14 protein-coding genes and 1 pseudogene are annotated in these 10,842 nt (G+C 47.0%); 9 read left to right on the top strand and 6 right to left on the bottom strand.

Translation table 11 applies throughout. From position 1 onward, the window contains the following. From rpsF to rplI, 3 genes are all read left to right on the top strand, one after another. Positions 1–360 (top strand): 30S ribosomal protein S6 (gene rpsF / locus ACLR2L_RS15250; protein ID WP_413369261.1); only part of this gene is annotated, 360 nt, incomplete at its 5' end. 12 nt (positions 361–372) lie between these two features. Continuing rightward, positions 373–600, top strand: a complete 228-nt coding sequence (rpsR, locus tag ACLR2L_RS15245; protein WP_140961070.1) for a 30S ribosomal protein S18 — start codon at positions 373–375, stop codon at positions 598–600. A gap of 27 nt (positions 601–627) precedes the next feature. Further along, entirely contained in the window at positions 628–1,080 is a 453-nt protein-coding gene (rplI, locus tag ACLR2L_RS15240) for a 50S ribosomal protein L9 (RefSeq protein ID WP_140961068.1), read from the top strand. 158 nt (positions 1,081–1,238) lie between these two features. Here the strand turns inward: rplI and ACLR2L_RS15235 are convergent, their stop codons facing one another. Then, the gene (locus ACLR2L_RS15235; protein ID WP_413369263.1) at positions 1,239–1,955 is read right to left on the bottom strand and encodes a 3TM-type holin; all 717 of its coding nucleotides are present in this window, start codon (positions 1,953–1,955) and stop codon (positions 1,239–1,241) included. A gap of 284 nt (positions 1,956–2,239) precedes the next feature. Further along, positions 2,240–2,779 carry a glycoside hydrolase family 108 protein gene (locus ACLR2L_RS15230; protein WP_413369259.1) on the bottom strand — a complete coding sequence of 180 codons (540 nt, stop codon included), beginning with the start codon at positions 2,777–2,779 and terminating at the stop codon, positions 2,240–2,242. 112 nt (positions 2,780–2,891) lie between these two features. Here ACLR2L_RS15230 and ACLR2L_RS15225 point away from each other — a divergent pair, with 112 nt between their 5' ends. Next, positions 2,892–3,704 (top strand): hypothetical protein, encoded by an 813-nt coding sequence (locus tag ACLR2L_RS15225; protein WP_413369257.1) that lies wholly within the window; start codon positions 2,892–2,894, stop codon positions 3,702–3,704. Here ACLR2L_RS15225 and ACLR2L_RS15220 read toward each other — a convergent pair. Genes ACLR2L_RS15220 through ACLR2L_RS15210 form a run of 3 tightly spaced genes read right to left on the bottom strand, consistent with a single transcriptional unit; the run spans position 3,701 to position 5,393 of the window. Continuing rightward, positions 3,701–4,147 (bottom strand): gamma-glutamylcyclotransferase family protein, encoded by a 447-nt coding sequence (locus ACLR2L_RS15220; RefSeq protein WP_413369255.1) that lies wholly within the window; start codon positions 4,145–4,147, stop codon positions 3,701–3,703. The genes ACLR2L_RS15225 and ACLR2L_RS15220 overlap by 4 nt on opposite strands. Beyond that, positions 4,116–4,757, bottom strand: coding sequence for an MOSC domain-containing protein (locus ACLR2L_RS15215; RefSeq protein ID WP_140961058.1), 642 nt, complete (start codon positions 4,755–4,757; stop codon positions 4,116–4,118). The genes ACLR2L_RS15220 and ACLR2L_RS15215 overlap by 32 nt, the downstream gene beginning before the upstream one ends. A 21-nt stretch (positions 4,758–4,778) precedes the next feature. Next, the gene (locus ACLR2L_RS15210; protein ID WP_413369252.1) at positions 4,779–5,393 is read right to left on the bottom strand and encodes a TetR/AcrR family transcriptional regulator; all 615 of its coding nucleotides are present in this window, start codon (positions 5,391–5,393) and stop codon (positions 4,779–4,781) included. Positions 5,394–5,505: 112 nt separating this feature from the next. Here ACLR2L_RS15210 and ACLR2L_RS15205 point away from each other — a divergent pair, with 112 nt between their 5' ends. From ACLR2L_RS15205 to ACLR2L_RS15185, 5 genes are all read left to right on the top strand, one after another. After that, entirely contained in the window at positions 5,506–6,591 is a 1,086-nt protein-coding gene (locus ACLR2L_RS15205) for an MBL fold metallo-hydrolase (RefSeq protein WP_413369250.1), read from the top strand. A 230-nt stretch (positions 6,592–6,821) separates the two neighbouring features. Beyond that, entirely contained in the window at positions 6,822–7,397 is a 576-nt protein-coding gene (locus ACLR2L_RS15200; RefSeq protein WP_413369248.1) for an RNA polymerase sigma factor, read from the top strand. Further along, positions 7,384–7,890, top strand: coding sequence for a hypothetical protein (locus tag ACLR2L_RS15195; protein WP_413369246.1), 507 nt, complete (start codon positions 7,384–7,386; stop codon positions 7,888–7,890). Before ACLR2L_RS15200 ends, ACLR2L_RS15195 begins: the two co-directional genes overlap by 14 nt. A 15-nt stretch (positions 7,891–7,905) precedes the next feature. Beyond that, entirely contained in the window at positions 7,906–8,880 is a 975-nt protein-coding gene (locus ACLR2L_RS15190; RefSeq protein WP_413369244.1) for a DUF4097 family beta strand repeat-containing protein, read from the top strand. Positions 8,881–9,454: 574 nt separating this feature from the next. Continuing rightward, entirely contained in the window at positions 9,455–9,604 is a 150-nt protein-coding gene (locus ACLR2L_RS15185; RefSeq protein ID WP_181405233.1) for a hypothetical protein, read from the top strand. A 422-nt stretch (positions 9,605–10,026) separates the two neighbouring features. On the opposite strand, the pseudogene ACLR2L_RS15180 reads toward ACLR2L_RS15185, so the two are convergent. Beyond that, a pseudogene (locus tag ACLR2L_RS15180) lies at positions 10,027–10,842 on the bottom strand (hypothetical protein); the annotation flags it as partial.

Below are 10,842 nucleotides of genomic sequence, written 5' to 3'. Positions count from 1 at the left end.
GACCAGAGTGAACAAGTACCTGGTATGATCGAGCGTTATACCACTATCCTGAAGCAAGAAGGTGGTAAAATCCATCGTCTGGAAGATTGGGGCCGTCGTCAACTGGCTTACCCAATTGAAAAGCTGCACAAAGCACACTACGTTCTGATCAACGCTGAAGCTACTGCTGAAGCTGTTGCTGAGCTGGAAACTGCTTTCCGTTTCAACGATGTTATCCTGCGTAACATGGTTATGCGTACCAAAGGTGCCGTAACTGAAGCTTCTCCTATGATGAAGGAAGAGCGTCGTGAACGTCGTGAAGATTCTGCACCTCGTGGTGAGCGCGCAGATCGTTCAGAAACCGCAGCAAGCGAAGAATAAGGGGAATTAACAATGGCTCGTTTTTTTAGACGTCGTAAATTCTGCCGTTTCTCTGCAGAAGGTGTTGTTGAGATTGATTACAAAGATATCGCTACGTTGAGAAACTACATCACCGAAAGCGGTAAAATTGTACCTAGCCGTATTACCGGCACCAGCGCTAAATATCAGCGCCAACTGTCTAGTGCGATCAAGCGTGCGCGTTTCTTAGCGTTGCTTCCGTACACTGACTCACACAAGTAATTTGGCGAAGAATAAGGGGTAGCATCGATGGAAATCATTCTACTGGATAAAGTCGCCAATTTAGGCGGTTTGGGTGACACTGTCACTGTTAAGTCTGGCTTTGCACGTAACTTCCTTTTCCCACAGGGTAAAGCAGTTCCTGCAACTAAAGCTAACGTTGAAAAATTTGAACAGCGTCGTGCTGAGCTGGAAGCGAAAATTGCTGAGCAATTGGCTGCTGCCGAAGCGCGTGCTGCTAAAATTGCTGAACTGGGCGAAGTTACTATTGCTGCACCAGCTGGTGAAGAAGGTAAACTGTTCGGTTCTGTTGGTACTCGTGACATCGCAGAAGCAATCACTGCTGCTGGCGTAGCGGTAACTAAGGCAGAAGTTAAGCTGCCTACAGGTACCCTGCGTGAAACTGGTGAATACGACATCGACGTGCAATTACACTCAGAAGTAATGGCAACTGCTAAAGTTGTAATTATCGCTGAAGCTTAATTGCTAAACGGTTCGAAAAAACCGCGCTCAGGCGCGGTTTTTTTATGCGTATTAAAAAAGTAGGGCTGGCTGTAGGCATTATTCACGCAACCTGATTTCTACGCTGTAATTACGCTGTATTGCTCTATTAAATATACCAAGCTGGTAATTCAATTAAGTTACCTTCTGCCTAATTTCCGAGGCCCAAACTTTCGCCTTGCTTTAAGTGAATCCGGTGATTCGTTTAGCATCTCGGTTACTTTACTGGCAAGTGCCTGCTGGTTGGCTGCTAGCTGTGTTGTATCTGTTGGGTCGGTAACCGCGTGCTGCAGAGCCGATTCTACTGCCGTGTTAATTTGTGCCGCTCGGCGTTTGTCAAAGTCACTCTCTTTTGCGGCACTGTCACCAATCAGGCGATCAGGTTCATCGTTATCTATTTCCAGTTTTCTGAATTCGGCTTTGGTTTCAATTAGCGCTTTAACCGCTTGCGCCTGGGTTTCACTAAATCGGAATTGCTGGCTTTTTAGCTGCATTCTGCCACCAAAGTAAAAGGCTATGATTACACTTAACAGTGTCCAGTAACCATCTGGGATGGCACTAATGGCAAGGGTAATTTCTGCCAGATGTTTTGGTGAAATGTAAGCCACCACAAAGATAAACAGGATCAGCGTTACAATCATTGGCCGTATTAAGCGGTTAAATCCGTCTGCCAGTGAATCTACCCAGTTGCGATTTTCCAGTTTGTTAAATTCGGCCTGGTACGCCCGGACTAGTGCCATTTGTTCATCGGCAGAACGCTGTGCCTCTTTTTCTTTATTGGTAGTGAATACCCCCGCCACGGTTTCTACGCCTTTATACCAATTCGCATAGAAGTTTGCCCTCTCAGAGTGAGTCAGAACGACTTAGATCACGACGCGTTCTCTGAGGCATAGTCATTCTATGTCCAGAGGACGCAACACAGATGTAAGTCGTTTTGGCCACTCCCTTCGGGCAGTACTGGCAGGCTTTTTAGCGTTGTTACGCTTGCTTGATTTGGAACCACCAAACCTGTGCAATCAAGCCTAGCTAAAAAGCCTGCCAGTGCTGCTGAGTGAGCAAACTTCTATGCGAATTGGTATTAGACACCGACGATGCAATCGACGATACGGGATTGTCTAATAGTTTGCCCATGAGAGTATCCTTACGCTATTGCTTCAGTGGGCAGGAAACTGCGGGCGCGGGCCAGCCATCCATTCAGAAAGACTTGCTGGGATTCATCGTTAGTGGCAATTTCCACATAAAACATCTGGCGTTCTTCTACGAGGGCAACCAGCATCCAGTCTTTGAGTGCTTCCAGGCACGCAAATGCCTGTGCTTTGGTTTTCGGACCCATTAGCCCGTCTACGGTGAGGGGGCCAAAACCGGCATCATTGCACACTTCCTGTAAAAACCTGATCGCACGGCGTGGGCCGTGATTTACCGCTGAGTCGAACAGAAATGGCTGCAAGGGTTCCGGGAGTTTGTCGATTCGGGGCTTGCGATAGTAGTTGAGTTCATAGATATCACGCGCGGTTTCTATGTCCATGGCTTTCACCATTTCGGCGGTAACTACCACTTCCAGATAGCGCGACAATGTTTTTTGCGTGATGCCAAAATTGGTGGGGCCACCGCGATCTGCGGGATGATTAACGTAGCCACCTTCTTTGGCCAGGATGGCATCGATCATTGCTTTTACGTCCATGTGTGATTGTCCTAATGCTGTTGTTGTTGTTCAAATAATAGACAATAAAAGCGCGTGCGTGAAGGATTAAGCCCTGTTAATGTTGTGGCGGGTAGTTGAACAGAGCAGGAAAATGCACAATAAACAACGTCGACACTGGGCGACACGGATAGTACTGATGGTGTTGGTTGCAGGGCTTAGCGCATGCGGTGGTTCGTCAGGTGGTGGTGCTGGCGGGGAACCCATACCGCCTGTTACGCAGCCGCCATCGGGGCCGTCGCCACTCGACCCCAATACGATCAGTGTTTTAATGATGGGTAACAGTCACACTGCCTCGGTTAACCTGCCCGATACACTGGCAATGGTATTACAAGCATTAGTGCCTGAAAAAACAATTCGTGTAGAGCGGATCCAGCAAATTGCGTTTCTATATCAGCATGCCCAATCCAGTGAGGTGTTATCCGCTATCGACTCGCAAACCTGGAGCCATATTGTATTGCAGGCGCAGCGCGTTTCGGTATCACATACGCAGGTTTACTCTACTGAGGGAGCTGAGGTACTTATTCGAAGAGCGTATTCAAATTACGCGCAACCGGTATTATTTCCGGAGTGGGGCATTCAAAGCGATCCCACTGATGGTCAGTACATTCATAATATTCATAAAGGCATTGCCGAAAAAAGTGGTGCTTGTGTGGCACCTGTGGGTCTTGCCTGGGACTGGGCCATTGGGGTGGACCCAAGCATCGCACTGTACGCTCCCGACGGGAATCACGCGAATGTAACCGGTACATTGCTTGCCGCGTTTGTGCTGGCGGAATCCATTACCGGCGAATCGGTAGATTTGCTTTCTACTTTTCATACCCTTGATGTACCTGCAAATGTACAGGCGTTGTTGAAACAAGCGGCAAGTGAGACTGTGGCGCAATATCCGCCGTGCGACTATTAGGGCAAAGCGGCAAAGCGACTCTGTTTAGCCGCTTTGAACACTGTTGGCAAAGGAAACGCCGACAGCGAAGAGGTTGATTTGGCTTTGCCTTTTGCGCCTCGCCGCGTGTATGCATAAGTGGAAAGGCGTCGATTGCCTTGTAGCACCCTTACACGCTCGCGTTGATAGTAAGGTACCTCTTCCCAGTTATCGCAATGCTGCAATTGTTGAACAGACAACCAGATGACCTTGCCCCGCACCGCAGCGCCTGGTCTGGGAGTAATAAACCAATACCCGTCGTGACTCATCAAGCGTTGCCAGCCATACAATTTAGCAGAAAGACCACGTACTCGCTGTCCAAACAGGATGCGTTGTAATGTCGGTATCTGCAGGGTGCCATAGCAAAATACCGGCACCTTGTTGCAGGGTAATTTAGCCAGCGGCTTTAGCAGCTGCCTTTTCACATTTACCCCGCCATTCGTCATCCAATACCGGAATACTTACCAATTTGGCAGCATTGCCAAAATATTCAGGGTTATACACCGTGCGCATTAACTCGCCCACACTTACCGTGTTGGCGGCACGTTCAATTAACGCCACCGTATCGCCAACGTTGATTACGCCGGTTTGTTTTACCCGGTAGTACCAACCCGTTACGCCCTTATTACCAACAAATTGATCGAGGTTTGGCGTGTCGAAACGGTGGTTTATTTTGTTGCAGGGCGCACGCGGTGCACCCACCTGAACAATCACTTCACCTATGGCGTAAACATCGCCAATAAACACATTTTCGTCGGTCATGCCATCTATTGAAATATTTTCACCAATACTGCCAGGCAGCAGTTTGTTGGCAAGTGCCGGGAAGTGAGCTTCAATGGTGTTATAGCTGCTAAGGCTAAACTGATGAAGTACTTTTTCCGGGCCGCCATGCAAACGCAGGTTCGCTTGCTGGTCTTCGTCGGTGCGATCAATATGCACCGTGAGTTGGTTTACCGGCTGTTTGCATATAGCCGATAGTGCCTTTCGGGGGCCTAGTGGAGCAGGTTGCCCCGCATACAACGCAGAAACAATCACAGCAGCATCCTTAAAGTAATGTTAGGTATATCTGGCGACAAAAAGCTTTACGGTTTCGTCGACTATGTAATCACAGTTCAAATCATGACGCTCCACAATACCATACAGTAACGGGTAAAAAATTAACGATTTGAGCTGATAAACAAACTGTTTTGCTGCAAGTTGGATATCCTGAATATTAACCACGCCGGCATGGTTGGCCGCAGTTAAAAAGTTATCGAGATAGCGCAAACAGCCAACCGACTGCCCGTTAAGGGATTTGGCCAATTCCGGGTCCTGTAGCATTTGCATAAACGCCACTCGTGCCATAGCAATATAGGTAGGGGAAGTAAGCAGTGCTATTTCACTACCGGCGATGGCCTTTAACTGCAAATCCAAAGGTTGGCTGGCATCAAACGCAATTTGCTCTCCCTGGTCGACGTTAGCAAACATAGATTCCAACACCGCCTGAAACAAGGCCGTTTTGGTGGCGAAGTGATTGTAAACCGTACGCTTTGACACCTTTGCCTCCGTTGCCACAACATCCATACTGGTGGCCTCCAATCCGTTGCTGGCAAATAAACGTGCTGCGGTTTCAACAATTTGTAATCGCTTTTTTTCCGAGAGCTTCATGTCACTGTATTTTTTGTTATTCATAGCTACTAAACAACAGGCATCATAGCCCAATGACATAAAAAGTTACACTATTGAGTTTACTTTTTTTGCTTTAAAAGTAAACTACACAGTGTAGTTTACTGAAGAGTCTGAAATGAAATATTTAGGTATTGCCCTTTCCCTTATTGTGCTGACTGGAGCTGGATTGATGATCAAGAGTTTAAATGCAGAAGTAATAGCCGATCTCTCTGGGTCGACGCATTATCACAATGGCAAATTTGTGAATGACGCGCCTACTTCGCCGAATAGTTTGTCGAAGACGCTTAAGATTATGTGGCGGTATATTACGGAAAAGCGCGTAGATACCGAGCCAAACCTACCGTTACCAATGAAATACCTAACCGCCGGGGCGATAGCAGAGATACCCGACCAAGGGATACATCTGGTGAAATTAGGTCACTCTTCTTTTTTAATGAAAGTAGAAGGAGAGTACTGGTTGCTCGATCCGGTTTTCTCAGAGCGCGCCTCGCCTGTTCGTTTTTTGGGGCCGAAACGGTTTCAGGATACGCCCATTAGTCTGGAAGACTTACCTCCTATCGACCGCGTACTGATTTCGCACAATCACTATGATCATCTGGACAAGCAAACCATTACCTTGTTGAAATCAAAAGTCGCAAACTTCTACGTACCGTTAGGCGTAGAAGGCGATCTGCAACGCTTTGGTATTCAAGCTGAAAAAATCCATAGCTTTGACTGGTGGCAGTCGCGTTCGTTTAACAATATCACTATTGTGTTTACGCCCACTCAACACTTCTCAGGGCGTGGGCTAGGGGACGCCAATGCAACCTTGTGGGGGGCGTGGGTTATCAAAACACCTGCTCAGAGTGTATATTTCAGCGGTGATTCGGGCTACTTCGATGGATTTAAAACTATCGGCGACAAATATGGCCCATTTGATCTCACCCTTATTGAGACCGGTGCATACGATAAAGACTGGCAGGATATTCATATGACGCCAGAGCAAAGTGTACAGGCACATTCAGATTTACAGGGAAAAGTGATGATGCCAATTCACAACGGCACCTTCGACCTGGCCTTTCACGCCTGGTATGAACCGCTCGACAGAGTCAGTCACGCTGCGGCTGAAAAAGGCGTATCGCTTACTACACCTATAGTGGGTGAGGTCGTGACGGTAGGAAGTGACTATCCCGAATCGCGCTGGTGGACATCGCTAAAATAAACAACACAAGGGCAGCCAGCGAGTTGCCCTTTTCTTATCATGTCTTGTTTTCTAATACCTGCTTCTTATTTTCAAACTACATGCTGTCATTGCTATTTAATTCAAAGCATTACGGGTTATGATGGTTTTGTGTTTTTTTTAAATTTTTTTCATGTCCTTTAAACCTTCGCTAAAAGCGTTGCGACTAATGCCCTGTAACAACAAAAAATAACGAAAGAGAGCCCAATGACATGACAGTCGGCCAGGGAAATGTAGTGGATGCTACCGATGCATTTGCTCAACAACAATTACAGCAGCACTTGCAGGCAGCCATGCAGGGAAATGTGCAGGCGTATCAGCACATTTATCAAAAGTATGTGGGTCAGGTATACGCATTGAGTTTACGTCTTACCGGCGATGCGGCGCTGGCGGAAGATGCTACCCAGGAAGTGTTTGTGCAGGTATGGCAAAAGTTGGAAAACTTTTCGCACAAAAGCCAGTTTTCTACCTGGCTACACAGCGTAACGGCTAACGTAACGATATCTTACATGCGCAAGCAACGGGGTTGGTTTCACCGTATGTTTGGTCTGGAAAGTGCCAACGAACAACAGATTACAGCGAGCGAGTCGTTAGACTTATCGCAACTCGATAAATGTATTTTGAAATTGCCCGAGCGGGCCCGGCAGGTGTTTGTGCTGCACGCTATCGAAGGCTACCGACACGAAGACATTGCCGACATGCTGAATATGGCGGCAGGCACCAGTAAAGCGCAGTTTCATCGGGCAAGACAGTTATTACAGGAGTGGTTAGGTGATGACGACCAATAAATCACAAGACAGCTTACAGCAACAGCTACAGTCGCTCCCCAACAGCGTACAGCCAAATCGCGACTTATGGCAGGGGATTGAACTGGCGATTACTGAACAACCTTCAATCGCAGGTAAATCAAAGCCCCGGTCCTGGATGTATGGTGCAGTAGCAGCCAGTATTTTAGTCCCTGCTGTGGCTGTGTGGCTCAGTATGTCGAGTTTATCTGACCCCGCGGTAACGGGCCTGGATAGCGCTGCAGTAATAGCGCAACTGAGTGAACAATACGAGAGTCAGAAATCGTCACTGCTGGTGACTTACCAGGATAAACCCGCACTAACGGATAACTGGCAGGCTCAATTAACCGAGCTGGAAGATGCCGCAGCAGCCATTAAATCGGCGCTGAAGCACGACCCGAACAACGTAGCACTGCTTCGCATGCTACAAACTGTGTATCAACAACAAATTGACCTGATTGAGCGAGTGCACGCGCCCAAATGGCAACAAATTTAAATGTGAGGAACGATCATGAATATTACGTTTAATACCTCTTTGCTACGCCGTATAGGTGTAGGTGCAATCGTACTGGCAACATCAGGTATGGCCTGGGCACAACAAACTATCGATCAGACACTGGATACCAACAGTTCGCCAACGGTTGAAATGGAGCACGTGTACGGTAAAGCTGAAATCAAAACCTGGGACAAAAATCAGGTGAGCATCAGCGGTAAACTGGGCTCGCTAACCGAAGAGTTTACCTTTGAAACCCGGGGCAATACGGTGGTGATCGATGTAGAAGTGAAGAACAACCACTATCACTGGGAAGACAAAGATGACGCCAAGGATGACCTGGTAGTATACGTGCCGGTAAACAGCAAAGTGTCTTATGAAACCGTGAATGCCAACGTAAAAGTAAGTGGTGTTCAAGGCGGAACGTCAGTCGAAGTGGTAAATGGCAATATTGTCCTGGAAGATGTTGCCCGCCGGGTCATTGTGGAATCGGTGAATGGTAACATTGAGTTGGTAAAGGTATCTGGTAGCGTTGAAATTGAGTCGGTAAACGGCGATATGGAAGTACAACACGTAAGCGAAGACAGCTTAACGGTGACTAGCGTAAACGGCGAAATCGACCTGCAAAGTAACAGTAAAGTGATCTCACTGGAAACCGTGAATGGTAATTCGAAGCTCATGCTAGGCAATGTGAGCGAACTGAACATGACGTCGGTAAACGGGAATGCCAAAGTAGACATGAAACTTGCCAAAGGTGGCGAAGTGGAAGTGGATTCAGTAGGCGGGCGTATTGAGCTTTCATTCCAGCCTGACGTGTCGGCCCGTTTCGAGGTTGAAGCACATGCTGGGGGTAAGATCATCAATAACCTGAATGACACCGAAGTGAAAAAGTCGAAGTACGGCCCAGGCCGCTGGATTGATTTCACCATGGGTAGCGGTGAAGGTAAGGTAAGAGTGTCTACCGTAAATGGCCGGATCACGCTGGATAAATAAGCCTACATTGCCTTTTTCATTCATCCCTGACTCGCCAAGCGATGTCAGGGATTTTCCTAAAAGTGCAGGCACACTGCAAACAACCTAATTCCGTCATCCCTGAATCGCAAAGCGATATCAGGGATCTGCCTAAAAAGGCTTGCTCACCAGATACAACCACTGTCGGTCATCCCAGAATCGCAAAGCGATATCTGGGATCTGCCTATAACCACAGCGTTTCGGAACGTTGTTGTTGGAATTTGTTAGTGAATAGTTACAGATTAAATTACAAGTAGTTGTCTATCTGTGGATTGAAGCGCTTCTTTCAAAAAATAAAATGGGTACGGTGGGAAGCGTTAGTGTTTTATAATGGCTAATTTTCAAATTTATGTTTTGTAAGTATTTTTTATGTTTTCCTGAGTGTGATTACGAATATTTTTGGTCAAGGCTGAAGTTAAAACTCCAATCATTTTTCAAAAAAATGATTAGTATTCGCTAGTTTTTTTGGGCTTTTTGTAATGATTGTTGTATGTTTTCATGTAGAATTACATTTTTATTCGTACCCTTAATCTTAAACAAAACGCGGTGAATACTTATGTCACAACAAGATAGCAGTGCTCTGAACACTTCATATGATGATAACGCAGTACAGGATCGTTCGATTGTTGAGGAATTAGCCGATGCAAAGCAAGAAATTCGCGATCTTAAAATGAAGATCATGTGGATGGAACGTCACTACGAATAATGTGCTTTTGCTGGCTTGTTTCGGCAAATAACTAACCTACAACGTAGTGACGTTTAAACAGACAACCTGTTTGCGTTTAATGAACTGAATCGTTAACAATACGGTTTGTTGTATGTGAGTGCCGCTTTGTACCTTCGTTAAATCTTGTCTTTCGCCGTTAAAGCGAGAGTATTGATTACGCAAACACCGAATTAAAAACAGATGAACCTGGTGCACTTATCGCGGAATGCTCCCGGTAGTTGTACCAGGTTTTGTTAGCAACTGCGCCTTAATAATGTTATGCCATTCGGGATGGGGTTCCTCAACCTGTCTATTATCTTCTGAACGCACCATCCACCGTAAAATCAATAAGCCAGATGAACCTGGATCATTATTGGGGTAAGACTAAAAGTCCATCAACAGCGCTGGTAAAGCAGGCTGCGCTATTTTACTAACACAAACTTCTGTACCCGTCGCCCAGTGGACACTTCCGACGTATACAAGTTGCCCTGGCTATCGCTAACGACACTGTGAAGCCAGGTAAATTGCCCAGCGTAACGGCCATTACGGCCAATTCTGCCCAGTACTTCGTAAGTGTCGTGCCACAAAACCCAAATACGGCCGTTCATCATATCTGCAACATACAGGTATTTATTGTCAGGCGAAAAAGCCACATCGGTGGCGGTACCCAGGCCCATGGTTTCGCCTGAAATCACCAGATCGCGAACAAAGGTCAGGTCGCCATTATTGTCGTCTTTAAATATTTGCAGGCGATTGTTACGACGGTCGCAAACGTATATTCGACCATCGGGAGACTTGGTTACACAATGTACTATGTCGCCAAAGTTCGGAGCGGCCAAATTAATGTCTTCAGCACCTGCCGTTGCTTGTGACACATCAAAGTCGCCATCGCGCGTACCGCCACCCGGTGCGGTGCCATAAGCTCCCCACAATCTGGAGAATTCATTGCTGTGGGTATCGAAGCCGATGATACGTTTGTTGATGTAGCCATCGGCGATGATCACTTCACCGGTGTGGGTATCGTGGTGAATGTCTGCCGGGTTGCCTAATGCCGACTCACTCACATTGCCATCAGTACGCTCCCGCTCGCCAAACTGACGAATGAACTTCCCGTCTGACGTAAAGTTTAATACCACGTGATCGCCTTTGCCGTTACCTCCCACCCAAACGGTATTGTGATCATCCACGTACAATCCGTGCACTGTTTGAGGCCATTGATTAACGCCATTTATCGACGG

This window comes from Alteromonas sp. AMM-1 (assembly GCF_047290655.1).
GTDB classification, from domain to species: Bacteria; Pseudomonadota; Gammaproteobacteria; order Enterobacterales; family Alteromonadaceae; genus Alteromonas; species Alteromonas mangrovi.
Note: the sequence above shows the minus strand (reverse complement) of the source record. Positions and strands in the feature narration are given on the sequence as shown.